Below are 15,904 nucleotides of genomic sequence, written 5' to 3'. Positions count from 1 at the left end.
GATCGTTCGGGCTCGTCACCAGAATGCGGGGCGGTTGCGAAACATGCGGAGAGTTATCCACAGGGTGGGGCGTTAATCGTTCAAATGGTGCGTGACGAGAAGTGGATCGACGCCGACCGCCGAGGAGGCGGGACTTCTCGTACCCGCAGCGGGTAACGTCATGGCGTGCCCGCCGACTCCTCGCCCGGTCCCGCCGGGGAGACCCCCGCGCGCGGCGCCGTACGCAATCCGCGCAGTGCGGCCGCCCACCGGTCCCGAGCCTCGGTGACGAGTGCCGTGGAGGTCCGCAGGAGTGCCCGGCGCAGCAGAACGGTCTCCGCCTACCGGGAGGGCGACCGCACCATCGTGCTCATCCCCGCCCGGATGTCGGAGGCGGAGGAGCAGCGCTGGGTCGGCGTGATGCTCGACAAGCTCGCCGCGCAGGAGAGCAAGCGCGTGATCGGCGACAGCGCCCTCGCCGAGCGTGCCGAGCGGCTGTCCTCCCAGCATTTCGACGGCCGGGCCCGGCCCTCCTCGGTGCGCTGGGTGACCAACCAGAACACGCGCTGGGGCTCCTGTACCCCGGCCGAAGGGAGCATCCGTCTCTCCCACCGGCTGCAGGGCATGCCGGAGTACGTCGTCGACTACGTCCTCCTCCACGAACTGGCCCATCTGCTGGTGCCCGGCCACGGGCCGGACTTCTGGCGTCTGATGGAGGCCTACCCGCGTACCGAGCGGGCCCGTGGTTATCTCGAAGGGGTCGTGGCGGCCGACCGGCTGCCCAGCCTGCCCACCGCGCGCGAAGAGTGACTTCGGTGATTCTGTACCGGGTCTGTACCGACTTGGCTCAATGGCGTGTTTTGCGGTTAGCCTGACGCGACGCATTCACCTTCGGGATGGGGGACGGTCGTTACGCATGGCCAGGGAATTCCAACGCGGCCACAAGGCCAAGATCAGTGATCTCACGCCAGGGACGGATCTGTACGTAGGTGTGCAGATCGCCGGACCGGGCCTGACGTTCGACATCAGCTGCTTCGGTCTCGATGTCAATGAACAGCTCTCGGACGACCGGTATTTCATCTTCTTCAACCAGCCCAAATCGCCCGAGGAGTCCATTCAGCTCCTCGGTGCGCAGGCAGGTGACACCGAGTCGTTCCGCGTGACCCTCGACCGCATTCCGGCCAGTATCCACAAGTTGTCCTTCACCGCGACCCTCGACGGCCCCGGACAGATGTCCCAGGTGGGTCCCGGGTACATCCGCATCGTCGCGGGCGGCGAGGAAGTGGTGAAGTACGCCTTCACCGGTTCGGAGTTCACCACCGAGCGGGCCGTCATGCTCGGTGACTTCTACCTGAAGGACGTCTGGCGGTTCGCGGCGGTCGGCCAGGGCTTCGACGGCGGACTGGACGCGCTGCTGAAGAACTTCGGTGGAGAGGTGGCCGAGGAGGCGCCCGCCGCACCGGCACAGGGCGCGGCACCGTCGTTCGCCCCACCCGCCCAAGCCGCCGCACCCCCGGCGTTCGGCGCCCCGGCCGCACCCCAGGCCCCCCAGCCCGCACCGGCTTTCGGCGCCCCGGCCACACCGGCGCCCGCGCAGCAGCCGATGCACAGCGCGCCGACGATGGCGGCGCCCATGGCCCCCCAGGCGCCCGCTCCTTATGGGCAGCCGCCCCAGCAGCCCCAGTTCGGGCAGGTCCCGGGTCAGGCCGGACCCGCCGGCGCTCCGCCCTACGGCCAGCAGCCTCCGGCAGCCCCGTACGGCCAGCAGCCTCCGACGGCCCCGTACGGCCAGCAGCCTCCGGGCGCATCCGCCTTCGGCCAGCAGCCTCCGGGCGCATCCGCCTTCGGGCAGCAGCCTCCGGCCCCGTACGGCCAGCAGCCCCCTGGCGTGCCCCAAGGCGTTCCGCAGGGAGGCGCGGGCTTGCTGGCCGCCCTGCAGCCCTACAAGGAGACGGCCACCGGGCAGCGCTGGACCCCGCAGAACCAGCAGCTCATGCGCGTCGACCTGACCATGGGAGGCACCGCGGTACTGGCCCGGCAGGGCAGCATGGTGATGTACCAGGGCAAGGTCGACTTCGGTTACAAGGGTGCCGGATTCGCGGGCCGCATGGTCGGCAACGCGACCGGCCAGGAAATGCAGCTGATGCGCTGCACAGGCCGCGGTCAGGTCTTCCTCGCGGAGGACGGATCGCATCTGCACCCCATCGAGCTGCAGGGTGACGGCATCTGCGTCTCCGCCGAGAACGTCCTCGCGTTCGACGAATCGCTGCAGTACGAGGTCCGCAGGATCGAGGGGCACGGGATTCCCGGAGGGGCCCTGTTCACCATGCAGTTCCAGGGCACCGGCACCGTCGTCGTCAAGACCCACGGCGTTCCGGTCGTCCTGCCGGTCACCCCGACCACGTTCGCGGACTGCAACGCCGTGGTGGCCTGGTCCTCCGCGTCCCAGGTGATCCTCTCCAGCCAGGTCCGGCTGCGCCGCAACGCGTACCCCGGGCACAGCGGGGAGACCGTCAACCTCCAGTTCCGGGGAGCCCCCGGGAACTTCATCGTCGTCCAGCCCTACGAGGTCTGAGGGAGCCCGTAATGAACCAGCAACTCGCGGGCTTCGCCCCGACCCCCGTCACGGCCCGGATGGAGAACCACGGCCGGACGATGCTCAAGGTCGCCATGGCCTCCGGCCAGGACCTCTACGCACGTACCGGCTCGATGGTGGCCTACGAGGGCTTCATCCAGTACGAGCCCAATCCTCCCGCCGCCCGCCAGATCGCCGCGCAGTGGATCACCGGTGAGGGCGCGCCCCTGATGAAGTGCGCCGGCGACGGGCTGCTCTACCTCGCCGACTACGGCGCCGACGTGGTCGTCATCTATCTCGACAACGACTCGCTGTCGGTCAACGGCACCAATCTCCTCGCCTTCGACGGGCACCTCAGCTGGGGCGTGGAGCGGGTCAAGGGCCTGGCCAAGTTCGCCGGCCAAGGCTTGTGGAACGTCGCCATCCAGGGCACGGGGTGGGTCGCCATCACCTCGCGCGGCACACCGATCGTCGTCGACTGCGGCCGCGGAGAGGACGAGACGTACGTCGACCCCGACGCGCTCGTCGCGTGGTCGCCCAACCTCAAGGTGAAGGGCAAGCGCAGCTTCAAGGCGAGCTCCCTCATCGGGCGGGGCAGCGGAGAGGCGTACCAGATGGCCTTCTCGGGGGAGGGCATCGTCGTCGTCCAGCCGAGCGAGGACAGCACCGACCGCCTGCGGGTCCGGAACTGAGCGGGGGGAGAGACACATCATGCAGAGTCCGCTTTTCAGCCATACAGAACAGCAGTCGCAGGACCGGTACACCATCCAGAACCCGCAGCTCCTGCGCGTCTCGCTGACCGGCCACGACGACGTCCTCGCCCGCAAGGGCGCCATGGTCGCCTACCAGGGGCTCATGGAGTTCGACGGCGAGTACCAGTCGCAGGGACAGCGGCGTGCCCGCAGGAACACGGGCGAGGGCCTCGACCTGATGCGCTGCTCGGGTCAGGGCACGGTCTACCTGGCCAACCTCGCCCAACACATCCACGTGGTGGACGTCGCCCACGAGGGCATGACGGTCGACAGCGCCTATGTCCTGGCGCTCGACTCGTCGCTGCACACCGAGGTCATCGCGGTGGACAGCCAGTACGGGATCTCCGGGACCGGTAAGTACCAGCTCAACATCTCGGGGACCGGCAAGGTGGCGCTGATGACGTCCGGCCAGCCGCTGATGATGCAGGTCACCCCGGAGAAGTACGTCAACGCCGACGCCGACGCGATCGTCGCCTGGTCGAGCGGACTGCGGGTGCAGATGCAGGCGCAGACGCACTCCACGGGTGTCACCCGGCGCCGCGGCAGCACCGGCGAGGGCTGGGAGCTGAGCTTCCTGGGCCAGGGCTTCGCCCTCGTCCAGCCCAGCGAGGTGCTGCCTCCGCAGAACGCCCAGATCGGCCAGGGCGCGGCGGCGCAGTTCGGCGTGGGCCAGCAGGGTGCGCGCGCGCAGAACCAGGACAACGCCTGGAACTGACCCGCGCGCAGGAGGGGCGGCCTCTTCGGAGGCCGCCCCTTCCGTGTGCCCAGGCCGGTCTAGCTTCCCTGCTCCAGCCGCGCGCGGGTCCGCTCCACCAGCCGCACGACGGAGGCGTCGGCGACCTCTGCGACCTCGTCGTACGGGAACCAGCGCAGGTCGAGTGACTCGTCGCTGATCCGCTCCGCCGCCCCGGCCGGGGCGGTGACCGCGTACTGGACGTCGAGATGCCAGTGACAGGGGGCCGGGATGGGGTGCCGATCGAGCCGGACCGGGCCGCCGGGAAGCAGGGTGAGCCCGGTGATGCCGGACTCCTCCGTGGCCTCACGCAGGGCCGCGGCCACCAGGGTCGCGTCCTGGGGCTCGCAGTGACCGCCCATCTGCAGCCACATCCGCAGCTTCCTGTGCAACGTCAGCAGGACCCTGCCCCGCTCCGGGTCGACCACCAGGGCGCTGGCCGTCAGGTGCCCCGCCCCGCACGCCTTCCACATGCCGTCCGGGTGTGCGGCAAGGTGGTCCAGATACGTCTGCCGCAACTCGTCCTGTTCCCCGTGCGGCTCCCGGCCGCGGTGCCCGCCGTACTCCTCGAGTACGAGGACGGCGTCGTCGTGCAGGCTCACCGGTCGCCGTCGTCCTTGCCGTCACCGCGGCCGGTGCCGTCCTCGGGCCCGTCCTCGCTCTCGCCCTGCTCGCCGTCGGCCGACCGCTGCGGACTCTTCCCCTGGGCCGCCTCGCCGAGCATCTTGTCCAGCTCGGAGAAGTCGAGCTGCTCGTGGTGGACGAAGCCGTCCGGGTCGTCCAGATCCTGGGCCGTCGGCAGCATGTCCGGGTGCTCCCACAGGCCGTCGCGGCCGTCGACGCCACGGGCGTCCGTGAGCGAGGCCCACAGCCGCGACGCGTCACGCAGCCGGCGCGGTCGCAGCTGGAGGCCGATGAGAGTGGCGAAGGTCTGCTCGGCGGGTCCGCCGGACGCCCGGCGCCTGCGCATCGTCTCGCGCAGGGCGTCCGCCGAGGTGAGCCGGGACGCCGCCGCCTCGTGCACCACGGCGTCCACCCATCCCTCGACGAGGGCGAGAGCCGTCTCCAGCCGGGCCAGCGACGCCTTCTGCTCCGGGGTGTCCTCCGGCTGGAACATGCCCTGCTGCAGTGCGTCCTGCAGCTGCTCGGGCTGGGTGGGGTCGAACTGGCCGACGACGTCCTCCAGCTTGCTGGTGTCGACCTTGATGCCGCGCGCATAGGCCTCGACGGCACCGAACAGATGGGAGCGCAGCCACGGGACGTGGGCGAAGAGCCGCTGGTGGGCGGCCTCACGCAGCGCGAGATAGAGCCGCACCTCGTCCTGCGGCACGCTCAGGTCCTTGCCGAACCGCTCGATGTTCTGCGGCAGCAGCGCGGCCTTGCCGGCCGGGCCCAGCGGCAGGCCGATGTCGGTCGAGCCGACGACCTCGCCGGCGAGCGTGCCCACGGCCTGCCCGATCTGCTGGCCGAACATGGCACCACCCATCGACCGCATCATGCCGATCAGAGGGCCGGCCATGGCCTGCATCTCCTCGGGCAGGACGTCACCCATGGCGAGACCGACCCGCTCGGCGACCGGGTCCACCAGCTGCTGCCAGGCGGGAAGGGTCGCCTCGACCCATTCGGCACGGCTCCACGCCACCGAGGAGACCGAGCCGGAGGGCAGCGAGGTCACGCCGTCCAGCCAGAGGTCGGCCAGACGCAGAGCCTCGTCGACCGGGGACCGCTCCGAGGGGCCGACGCTCGTGTCCTTGCTGCCGTCCGGGGTGCCCTGCGAAACCGTCTGGCGGGCGATCTGCTTGGCCATGTCCCAGTTGACCGGGCCGCCCTCGTAACTCAGCATCTGGCCGAGCTGCTGGAAGGCCGCCCCCAGGTCGTTCGGGTTCATCGAGCCGAACATCGCCGCGAACGGGTTGTCCCCGCCCGCGCCGGGCCCGAAGCCGAACGGGTTCGACGGCCCGCCCGAGCCCTGCCCACCTCCGGTGGGGTCCTTCTTCTTGCCTTCGTCGCCGTCTTCCGGCTCCTCCGGCGGAAGGCCGAATCCGAATGGGGTGTCACTCACGGGTTTCCTCGGCTCGTAGGGCCGCCGGCTCGAACCGACGGCGACTGCCCGACATCACCATCCAGCGTAGACACCAAAGCCCGCTACGGCCCTCAGTGCTCCGCCGGCTCCCGGCCTGCGGCAGGATGGACGCCACCTGGTACGTACGCGTCATTCGGGTACGTACTGAAGACAACCGCTGGAGACGCCCGGTGAGTTCCCCAGATCCGCAGGTTCGCGCAGCGCGAAACCTGGCCGACCCCTCGCCCGAAAGCAAGCCCACGAAAAATCTCTCGAGAAGCCGGGGCCCCGTCGTCGCGGTCACCGGCGCCGCCACCGGCGTGGGTGAGCTCCTCACCGCGCACCTCGCCGCATCCGACGAGATCAAGCAGGTCATCGCCATCGACGAGCGCCGGGGGGAGGTTTCCGAGGCGACGTGGCACGTCCTGGACGTACGGGACCCCGCCATCGCGGAGAAGCTGCGCGGGGCGGACGTCGTCGTGCACCTGGCGCTCGACCTGGACCTGGAGACGGACCCGGCCGCCCGTACCGCGTACAACGTGCGAGGTACGCAGACGGTGCTGACCGCGGCCGCGGCCGTGGGCGTGCACAGGGTCGTGCTGTGCACCTCGGCGATGGTCTACGGCGCGCTGCCGGACAACGACCTGCCGCTCTCCGAGGACGCCGAACTGCGCGCCACGGCGGAGGCCACCGGCGTCGGGGACCTGCTGGAGATCGAACGGCTGGGCCGCCGCGCCCCCCGGGCGCACCCCGGCCTCAACGTCACGGTGGTCCGCCCCGCGGTCCTCGTCGGCGGCACCGACACGGCGCTGACCCGGTACTTCGAGTCACCGCGGCTCCTGGTGGTCGCCGGATCACGCCCGGCCTGGCAGTTCTGTCACGTCGACGACCTGGTGACGGCTCTGGAGTACGCCGCGCTCGAGAAGATCGACGGGGAGTTCGCCGTCGGCTGCGACGGCTGGCTCGAGCAGGAGGAGGTCGAGACGCTCTCCGGTGTGCGCCGGATGGAACTGCCGTCCGCCGTCGCTCTCGGTGCCGCGGCCCGGCTGCACAGGATCGGCCTCACGCCGTCCCCGGCGGGCGATCTCGCCTACACGATGCACCCCTGGGTGGTCAGCGTGAGCCGGCTGCACGACGTGGGATGGCGCCCCCGGTGGTCCAACGAGGACGTCCTGGCGGCGCTCCTGGAAGAGGTCGAGGGGCGCCACACGCTCGCCGGACGCCGTCTGGGACGCAAGGACGCCACCGCCGCGGGTGCCGCGGGTGCGACGGTCGCCCTGCTCGGCACGGCAGCGCTGGTCAGGCGCGCCCGCAAGGCACGCCGCCGCTTCTGACCGGACCTCGTGTCCCAGGTGCCGTCACGCCTGTAGGAGGCTCCAAGACCGCCGGCCATCCGCCGGTCGAATACGCAGTTCCGCGATGTCGCTGCCGTGCGGCACGATGGTCCCATGGCACGCACCCAGGACCACCCCGGTGAGCAGGCGGCACAGGACCCCATCCGGCTGCTGGAGATCCGGGAGACGCCCCTCTCCGTCGACGAGGTCTTCCGCGCGGTCGGGGACGACGCCGCCGGCGGCATCGCGCTGTTCGTCGGCACGGTGCGCAATCACGACGAGGGACAGGACGTCGGTGCCCTCGGGTACTCCTGCCATCCGACGGCCCCCGAAGAGCTGCGCAGAGTGGCGGAGAAGGTGGTCGCGCAGTTCCCCGTCAGGGCGCTGGCCGCCGTCCACCGGGTGGGTGACCTGGCTGTGGGCGATCTGGCGGTGGTCGTGGCCGTCTCGTGCGCCCATCGGGGTGAGGCCTTCGAGGCCTGCCGCAAGCTGATCGACGACCTCAAGCACGAGGTTCCGATCTGGAAGCACCAGCGTTTCTCGGACGGCACGGAGGAATGGGTCGGCGCCTGCTGAGCGCAAACCGTCCCGGGGGTCATCAGCCCCGATTTGCGTAACCGCACCCCTGCCACGAGCGTGGGTTCCGCACCTGGTTAATCTTCAGATCGTCAGTTGCGGTCGCTCATGGGGTTAGGGAGGTCGTGATGGCAGCACTCGCTTGGCTTCTGATTCCGCTTTTCGCTGCTCTTGGCGCGGCGATATGGGGCGGGTGGGCGGCCCGTAACCGCACGGCCGGTGACGTCTCCGAACTCGCCGGTTATGCCCGGTTCCGTGAAGCGATGGAGAAGTCGCACTCCGGTTCCGAGACCGTCTGAGAGAGCGTTGGCCGTACGCAGTCGCCAACCCGCACAGTGCCGACCCGCACAGTGCCGGCCTCCCCGTCGCGCGTCGCGTCCTGTCGCGCAGCCGGCGGACCGGCGGACCGGCGGTGCCGAACCGGTCGTCCCACGGCCGCGGACCTCCTGCCCGTACGGACCGGCCCCGACGGTGCACTGACAGGCCCTTCCCGTACTGTCGTTCCATGCCACGCCGCACCGCGACGATGCTCGCCTCGACCCTCATCCTGATCGCGCTGCTCTGCGCAGGCGTGCTGATCCCCGTGCCGTATGCGGAGATGTCTCCCGGCCCGACGGTGAACACGCTGGGCGATGCCCGTGGCGAGCCGGTGCTGCAGATCACCGGCCACAAGACCTATCCGACGTCCGGACACCTCAACATGACGACGGTCCGGGTCACCGGCGCGGATTACGACATGAACATCGTGGAGGCCGTCTACGGCTGGCTGGCCCACGACAGCGTCATCGTGCCGCACGACACCCTCTATCCGGACGGCAAGACGGAGGAGCAGTCGACGCAGGAGAACGCCGAGGAGTTCAGCCAGTCCCAGGAGAGCGCCAAGGTCGCCGCCCTGAAGGAGCTGAAGATCCCCGTGACGTCCCGCGTCGTGGTCTCCACGGTCCTCAAGGACAGCGCCGCCCAGGGCGAGCTGCACGCCGGGGACGTGATCAAGGCCGTCGACGGCACGGCGGTCGGGAAGCCCGAGGACGTCGCGAAGCTCGTCACCGAGCACAAGCCCGGGCAGGACGTCGTCTTCACGATCGTCCCGGCCAAGGCGGCGGCCGCCGCGGAGAAGGCGGGCAAGGAGCCCCAGGGTTCCGAGGACGTCACCCTCACCACGCGGAAGGCACCCGCGGAGGACAGGGCGATCGTGGGCATCCAGGCCGGCACCGACCACACGTTCCCGTTCGAGATCGACATCAAGCTCGCCGACGTCGGCGGTCCGAGCGCCGGCCTGATGTTCTCCCTGGGCATCATCGACAAGCTGACGCCCGGCAAGCTGACGGGCGGCGCGTTCGTCGCCGGCACCGGCACCATCGACGACGCCGGCGCGGTCGGACCGATCGGCGGCATCAACATGAAGCTGGTCGGCGCGCGGGACGCGGGGGCCCGGTACTTCCTGACCCCCGACGACAACTGCGCGGCCGCCGCCTCGGACACTCCGAGCGGGCTCACCCTGGTGCGGGTGAAGACGATCGACGACGCGAAGAAGTCGCTGGACAGGATCCGCGCGGGGGACACGGCCGGCCTGCCGAGCTGTTCGGCGGGCTGAGGCCGGGCCCCCCGCGGGACCCGCGGAGTCAGGGCCGGGGGATCAGGACTCGAAGGTGGCCGCGAGCGCTTCGGCCAGGCCGGGCACCAGGCCCGCTCCGGTCAGGACCTCGGTCGGGGAGTCCTTCTCCCGCAGCCGCACCGCCGAGTCCCGGGACCCGTCCCGCAGCACCGCCACCGTCATCCGGACCTCCTGGCGGTCCGGGTGCTCGGCGACCCACGCGGTGAGCTGGGTGTCACTCAGGCCTTCCGGTACGGAGGCCTCCGCCGACGGCGGCAGCATCAGCCGTTCGACGGTCATGGCGCAGCCGACCACGGCGTCGGGCCAGGCGATCGTGGCGAGGAACTCGTCCAGCGCGGTGCCGGCGGGTAGCTCCTCCTGCTCGATGGGGGTGAGGGTGGCGGTCGTCGACGAGGTGCCGTCGAGACCCAGCTGGGCGGCCAGGCCCGGTTCCTGGGCGCGCAGCCGCGCGGTGTCGACAAGGGCGAACAACCGGGCGGGCTGGTCCCAGCCGAGACCTGCGGCATAGGCGTCGATTTCGAGGACGGCGACGGTGAGTGGACTCGCGGCCATCGGAGGGCCTGAGGGGGAAACGTTGGGCATGTTCGACATCCTGCCTCCTTCCGCCCCGGGAACGGGAACTAGGTAAAGCCTCAGTAAGTTGCATAGGTGGGCTCTACGATCGCTGGGCCTGCTTCACACGACCGCGAACTTCGAGGTGCGCACGTTGGCTTTCCAGATGCCGGACCGCGGCGGAGGCCCGACCGGGCCACGGATCAGAGTCGGCCGCCCGTCCCGGCGCGTCCGTACCCTGCTCATGACACTGGGGGTCCTGGCGGTTCTCGCCATGGCCTTCGTCATGTTCGCCGGGTTCTGGACGGACTGGCTCTGGTACAGGTCCGTCGCGTATTCGTCCGTCTTCACGACCACTCTGTGGACCAAGATCGGGCTGTTCCTCGTCTTCGGACTGCTGATGGCTCTCGCCATCGGTGTGAACATCTGGCTCGCGCACCGGCTCCGGCCGCCGCTGAGCGCGATGTCGCTGGAGCAGCAGAGCCTTGACCGCTACCGGATGAGCGTCGCCCCGTACAAGAAGTGGGTGCTGCTCGCCGTCACCGCCCTCGTCGGGCTGATCGCCGGGGCGTCCGCCTCGGGCCAGTGGCGTACGTGGCTGATGTACGTCAACGGCGTGTCGTTCGGGCAGAAGGACCCACAGTTCAAGCTGGACGTGTCCTTCTACGCCTTCGACCTGCCGTGGTACCGCTTCCTGCTGGGCTTCGGCTTCGCCGCGGCGGTGCTGTCGCTGATCGCCGCGGCGCTCACCCACTACCTGTACGGCGGGCTGCGGATCACCAGTCCCGGCGCGCGGGCCACCGGTGCGGCAACGGGCCACCTGTCCGTGCTGCTCGGCATCTTCGTCTCGCTGAAGGCGGTGGCGTACTGGCTCGACCGCTACGGGCTGGCCGTGAAGTCCAGCGACTTCAAGGCCACGGACAACTGGACCGGTCTGCGGTACGTCGACGCCAATGCCTATCTTCCGGCGAAGACGATCCTGTTCTGCATCGCCGCGATCTGCGCCGTGCTGTTCTTCGCGACGCTCTGGCGTCGTACCTGGCAGTTGCCGGTCATCGGCTTCGGCCTGATGGTGCTCTCGGCGATCCTTATCGGCGGGCTCTACCCGGCGATCGTGCAGAAGTTCCAGGTCCAGCCCAACGAGCAGGCCAAGGAAGCGCCGTTCATCCGGAAGAACATCGACGCGACGCGTGATGCCTACGACATCGACGACGCCCAGGTCGACGACTACTCCGGCAAGAGCACGACCTCGGACGAGGCGAAACTCCGGGCCGACGCCGACGCGGCGGCCAGCTACCGCGTGATGGACCCGAACGTCGTCTCCCCGGCCTTCCAGCAGCTCCAGCAGAAGAGGAACTACTACCAGTTCCCCGAGACGCTGGACGTCGACCGCTACACGGGCAAGGACGGCAAGGAGCAGGACACCGTCATCGGCCTGCGTGAGCTCAACCTCAACGGCCTCCCCAAGCGGAACTGGATCAACGACCACTTCACGTACACCCACGGCTACGGCGCCATCGCGGCGCGGGGCACGACGACGGGCACCAACCCGGCGGGCTCCCCGGACTTCACGGAGTCGGGCCTGCCGACCACGGGTGAACTGCCGAAGTACGAGCAGCGCATCTACTACGGCGAGAAGACCCAGCAGTACTCCATCGTCGGTGGGCCCCAGAAGGAGCTCGACTACGAGGAGGACGGCGAGAAGACCACCAGTTACAAGGGCGACAGCGGGGTCAGTCTGTCCAACGCGTTCAACCGCGCGGCCTACGCCGTGTCGTTCAGCGAGCCGCAGATACTCTATTCGGGAGCCATCGGCGACGGGTCGCGGATCCTGTACAACCGCACCCCGAAGGAACGGGTCGAGGCGGTGGCGCCCTGGCTCACGATCGACGGCGACGCCTATCCGGCGGTCGTGGGCGGCCGGATCCAGTGGGTCGTCGACGCCTACACCACGACGAACGGTTACCCGTACGCCTCGCGGACGACGCTCGGTGACACCACGGCCGACTCGCTGACCACCAATCAGCGTGCGGTCGTCGCCCAGCAGAACCAGGTCAACTACATCCGTAACTCGGTCAAGGCCACCGTCGACGCGTACGACGGCAAGGTCAAGCTCTACGAGTGGGACACCGAGGACCCGGTCCTCAAGACCTGGCGCAAGGCGTTCCCCGGGACGGTGAAGGCACGGTCGGACATTCCCCAGGACCTGCTGGACCACCTGCGTTACCCGCAGGACCTCTTCAAGGTCCAGCGGGAGCTGCTCACGCGCTATCACGTCGAGGACCCGGCGCAGTTCTACAGCGGCAGTGACGCCTGGCAGGTGCCGGACGACCCCACCAACAAGGAGCCCGGGGCCGTCCCGCCGTACTACCTGAGCATGAAGATGCCGGGCCAGGACGAACAGAAGTTCTCTCTGACCACGACGTTCACACCGAAGGGACGGCCCGACCTCGGGGCGTTCATGGCGGTGGACGCGGACGCGGCCGGCAAGGACTACGGCACGATAAGGCTGTTGCGGGTCACCACGACCGTCAAGGGCCCAGGGCAGGTCCAGAGCGAGCTCAACGGCAACGACGACGTCGCCGAGTTCGTGAGAAACCTCAAGGGCACCGACTCGGACATCGAGTACGGCAACCTGCTGACGGTGCCGCTCGACGGAGGCTTCCTCTACATCGAACCGGTGTACACGCGTGGTGGCACGCAGAACTACCCACTGCTGCGCAAGGTCGCCGCGTCCTACGGGTCGAAGATCGTCTTCGAGAACAGTCTCGGGGAGGCGCTGAACGCGGTCTTCGGGGTCGAGGGCTCCGACACGACCACCCCGCCCACGGAGCCGACCGAGCCCCCGGGTGACACCACGGAGCCTCCTGCCACCGGGGACGCCGCACTGAAGAAGGCGATCGCCGACGCCCAGAAGGCCTATACCGACGGCCAGGCGGCCCTGAAGGAGGACGACTGGGCGGGCTACGGCAAGGCGCAGGAAGCCTTGCAGAACGCTCTCGAGCGGGCGGCCGCGGCCCAGCCGAAGCCCGGCAGCGGTGGCAGCGCTTCGGATGAGCCGGACAAGGCGGAGACCGCCGGTGCGTCCGGTGAGAAGGGCGAGGACCAGGGCAGCTGAGAAAGGTCCACCCCGCGTCGTGGTACTGTTTGAACACAACGACGCGGGGTGGAGCAGCTCGGTAGCTCGCTGGGCTCATAACCCAGAGGTCGCAGGTTCAAATCCTGTCCCCGCTACTGAAGACTGAGGCCCGGATCCTTCCAAGGATCCGGGCCTTCGTCATGCCGGGCCGGGCTTTCTCAAGTTGTCCGGATGAAGTGCGGTTCGGAGGGCATGTGTTGCAACTGGACGTGTTTGACTTGTCTCCCTGTGGGCAAGTCGACAAAACGCTGAAGTGACCTCACTGGCCGCGGTATTCCAGGTGTACGCGGGTTGGGGGCGGTGCGACGATGGTATTTATGGGGGACAGGGCAACTCTGTTGGAGACAGGGCGGTTTGTGCAGCGACGCGGCCGAGCGACGGAAAACGTGGCAGATGCGGTGTTCGCCGCTGCCGTCGCCGAGAACGCCGACGTCGCTGACGACGCCCGCGCCGACCTCACGTCGTACGCCACGGGCACGGCTCTGGCGACGGGCACCACCGGCGTCACCACCGCCGGAAAGGCCAGGGATGCGGTGGACACCGGCGACGCCGGCACCACGGACACCGCGGACACGGCGGACCCCGCAGACGAGACCGAGGCGCGGCACCGGCGCGCCGCGGAGGCCGGCGACGTCGCGTCGATGAGCGTCCTCGGCGCCCTCCTGCTGCGCCGCGGCGACCTGGACGCCGCCGAGACCTACCTGCGCGCCGCCACCGCCGAGGGCGACCGGGCCGCGGCCAACAACCTGGGCGTCCTGCTGCACCAGCGGGGGTACCCGGACGAGGCGGCGGGATGGTGGCGCATCGCCGCCGTCGCCGGCTCCGCCGCCGCGGCACACGCCCTCGGGCGCCACTTCCGTGAGCGCGGCGACGAACCCGGTGCCGAGTACTGGCTGCGCCAGTCCGCCGAGCAGGGGCACGCGCTCGGCGCGTACGCACTGGCCGACCTGCTGGAACACCGCGGCGACGTCGGTGCCGAGCGCTGGCTGCGCGCAGCCGCGGAGCAGGGACACCGCGAGGCCGCCTATCGCCTGGCGCGCGCCCTCGAGCGCACGGCTGCCGGCGATGCGCACGACGCCTTCGGCCTCGGACGCGACGCCGGGGCGATCTCCCGGTTCCTCCGGGACGGGAACGCGACGGGCAGGCACGACAGCCCCGCCGAAGGCCCCGAGGCGGGCCGTGCCGGCGAGGCGGAGCAGTGGTACAGGCAGGCCGCAGCGCGGGGGCACCGCCGCGCCGCCCTGCACCTCGGGGCCATCCTCGAACAGCGCGGCGAGCTGAAGGAGGCCGGCCGCTGGTATCTCACCGCGGCCAAGGACGGCGAGGCCCGCGCGGCCTGTGCCCTCGGCTTCCTGCTGCGTGACGCGGGCGACGAGGAGAGCGCCGCCGTGTGGTGGCTGCGTGCGGCCCAGGACGGCGACGGCAACGCCGCCAACGCCCTGGGGGCGCTCCACGCGGCGAGGGGCGAGCAGCAGACGGCCGAGCGCTGGTACCGAGCCGCGATGGACGCGGGCGACGTCAACGGCGCGTACAACCTCGGCCTTCTCTGCGCGGCCCAGGACCGCGTCGCCCAGGCCGAGCAGTGGTACCGCCGGGCCGCCTATGCCGGACACCGCGAGGCGGCGAACGCCCTTGCCGTGCTGCTGCTCCAGGCCGGGGACGCGACCGGCGCCGAACCCTGGTTCTCCAAGGCGGCCGAGGCGGGCAGCGTGGACGCCGCCTTCAACCTCGGCATCCTGCACGCCGGACGTGACGAGGACCGTACGGCTCTTGGCTGGTACCAGCGGGCGGCGGCGGCGGGCCACACCGACGCGGCGCTGCAGGTCGGCATGGCGCTGCTGCGCGACGGCGAGGAGCAGGAGGCCGAGCGTCATCTGCGCTGCGCCGCCGGTGGCGGCAGCGCCGAAGCGGCCTTCCGGCTCGCAGGCGTTCTCGACCTGCGCCAGCCGCCCCCCGGGCCGCCGGGGCTGGGGGAACCGACGCCGGAGAAGACCGAGTGCGAGGAGTGGTACGAGCGGGCCGCCGAACAGGGACACCGCCGGGCGCAGGTCAGGGCGGGGATGCTCGCGGCCGCGCGCGGCGACATGAAGAGTGCGGCGCGCTGGTACCGCGCGGCCGCGGAGTCCGGCAGCCGCAACGGGGCTTTCAACCTGGGCCTCCTGCTCGCCCGTGAGGGCAGCGAGCGGGAGGCGGCCATGTGGTGGAGCCGCGCCGCCAACGACGGGCACGGCCGGGCGGCGCTGCGCCTCGCGCTGCTCGCCGCCCGCCGGGGCGAGCTCACCGAGGGTCAGCGCTGGTGTGCCCGGGCGGTCGAGCTCGGGCCGGCGGAGGTGACGGAGCGGGCCGCACGGCTGTCGGAGGCGCTGCACCAGGAGCTCACCGCGTGACGACGACCGGGCGGCTCCGGATGGTGTTCCCCGAACGAGTTTGCGCTGGTCGGCGGGGTCCCGTAAGGTTGCATTCACAACGACGCGGGGTGGAGCAGCTCGGTAGCTCGCTGGGCTCATAACCCAGAGGTCGCAGGTTCAAATCCTGTCCCCGCTACTGAAGACTGAGGCCCGGATCCTTCCAAGGATCCGGGCCTCAG

The 15,904-nt window shown here is 70.2% G+C and carries 13 protein-coding genes and 2 tRNA genes; 12 read left to right on the top strand and 3 right to left on the bottom strand.

Features of this window, described 5'->3' with window-relative positions; all coding sequences use genetic code 11:
- Positions 1–165 precede the first annotated feature (165 nt).
- The 4 genes from QFZ58_RS12855 (at position 166) to QFZ58_RS12840 (ending at position 4,021) form a co-directional block, all read left to right on the top strand.
- Complete coding sequence (locus QFZ58_RS12855; protein ID WP_307125055.1) at positions 166–789, top strand: M48 family metallopeptidase; 624 nt, start codon at positions 166–168, stop codon at positions 787–789.
- Between the two features lie 106 nt (positions 790–895).
- Positions 896–2,554: a TerD family protein gene (locus QFZ58_RS12850; protein WP_307125054.1), complete on the top strand. Its 1,659-nt coding sequence runs from the start codon at positions 896–898 to the stop codon at positions 2,552–2,554.
- 11 nt (positions 2,555–2,565) lie between these two features.
- Positions 2,566–3,246: an AIM24 family protein gene (locus tag QFZ58_RS12845; protein WP_307125053.1), complete on the top strand. Its 681-nt coding sequence runs from the start codon at positions 2,566–2,568 to the stop codon at positions 3,244–3,246.
- A gap of 19 nt (positions 3,247–3,265) precedes the next feature.
- The gene (locus tag QFZ58_RS12840) at positions 3,266–4,021 is read left to right on the top strand and encodes an AIM24 family protein (RefSeq protein ID WP_307125051.1); all 756 of its coding nucleotides are present in this window, start codon (positions 3,266–3,268) and stop codon (positions 4,019–4,021) included.
- A 59-nt stretch (positions 4,022–4,080) separates the two neighbouring features.
- Here the strand turns inward: QFZ58_RS12840 and QFZ58_RS12835 are convergent, their stop codons facing one another.
- A complete protein-coding gene (locus QFZ58_RS12835) occupies positions 4,081–4,641 on the bottom strand; it encodes an NUDIX hydrolase (RefSeq protein WP_307125050.1) in 561 nt (186 codons plus the stop codon).
- Entirely contained in the window at positions 4,638–6,101 is a 1,464-nt protein-coding gene (locus QFZ58_RS12830) for a zinc-dependent metalloprotease (RefSeq protein ID WP_307125049.1), read from the bottom strand. The genes QFZ58_RS12835 and QFZ58_RS12830 overlap by 4 nt, the downstream gene beginning before the upstream one ends.
- Before the next feature lie 191 nt (positions 6,102–6,292).
- Here QFZ58_RS12830 and QFZ58_RS12825 point away from each other — a divergent pair, with 191 nt between their 5' ends.
- The 4 genes from QFZ58_RS12825 to QFZ58_RS12810 all read left to right on the top strand — a co-directional run bounded on the left by QFZ58_RS12825 (position 6,293) and on the right by QFZ58_RS12810 (position 9,605).
- Positions 6,293–7,435, top strand: coding sequence for an SDR family oxidoreductase (locus tag QFZ58_RS12825; protein WP_307125048.1), 1,143 nt, complete (start codon positions 6,293–6,295; stop codon positions 7,433–7,435).
- 114 nt (positions 7,436–7,549) lie between these two features.
- Positions 7,550–8,011: a molybdenum cofactor biosynthesis protein MoaE gene (locus QFZ58_RS12820; protein WP_307125047.1), complete on the top strand. Its 462-nt coding sequence runs from the start codon at positions 7,550–7,552 to the stop codon at positions 8,009–8,011.
- 128 nt (positions 8,012–8,139) lie between these two features.
- Positions 8,140–8,310 carry a hypothetical protein gene (locus QFZ58_RS12815; RefSeq protein WP_307125046.1) on the top strand — a complete coding sequence of 57 codons (171 nt, stop codon included), beginning with the start codon at positions 8,140–8,142 and terminating at the stop codon, positions 8,308–8,310.
- 206 nt (positions 8,311–8,516) lie between these two features.
- Entirely contained in the window at positions 8,517–9,605 is a 1,089-nt protein-coding gene (locus QFZ58_RS12810) for a PDZ domain-containing protein (protein WP_307125045.1), read from the top strand.
- Between the two features lie 42 nt (positions 9,606–9,647).
- On the opposite strand, the gene QFZ58_RS12805 is transcribed toward QFZ58_RS12810, so the two are convergent.
- Positions 9,648–10,217, bottom strand: coding sequence for a PPA1309 family protein (locus QFZ58_RS12805; protein WP_307125044.1), 570 nt, complete (start codon positions 10,215–10,217; stop codon positions 9,648–9,650).
- A 127-nt stretch (positions 10,218–10,344) separates the two neighbouring features.
- Here QFZ58_RS12805 and QFZ58_RS12800 point away from each other — a divergent pair, with 127 nt between their 5' ends.
- From QFZ58_RS12800 to QFZ58_RS12785, 4 genes are all read left to right on the top strand, one after another.
- Complete coding sequence (locus QFZ58_RS12800) at positions 10,345–13,296, top strand: UPF0182 family protein (protein WP_307128846.1); 2,952 nt, start codon at positions 10,345–10,347, stop codon at positions 13,294–13,296.
- 42 nt (positions 13,297–13,338) lie between these two features.
- Positions 13,339–13,412 (top strand) — tRNA-Met (locus QFZ58_RS12795).
- A 213-nt stretch (positions 13,413–13,625) separates the two neighbouring features.
- Positions 13,626–15,704, top strand: coding sequence for a tetratricopeptide repeat protein (locus QFZ58_RS12790; protein ID WP_307125043.1), 2,079 nt, complete (start codon positions 13,626–13,628; stop codon positions 15,702–15,704).
- 83 nt (positions 15,705–15,787) lie between these two features.
- Positions 15,788–15,861 (top strand) — tRNA-Met (locus tag QFZ58_RS12785).
- Positions 15,862–15,904: the final 43 nt, after the last annotated feature.

The organism is Streptomyces sp. B1I3 (assembly GCF_030816615.1).
In the GTDB taxonomy this organism is placed as follows: domain Bacteria; phylum Actinomycetota; class Actinomycetes; order Streptomycetales; family Streptomycetaceae; genus Streptomyces.
The sequence above is the reverse complement of the archived record's forward strand: the minus strand, read 5'-3'. Positions and strand labels throughout refer to the sequence as shown.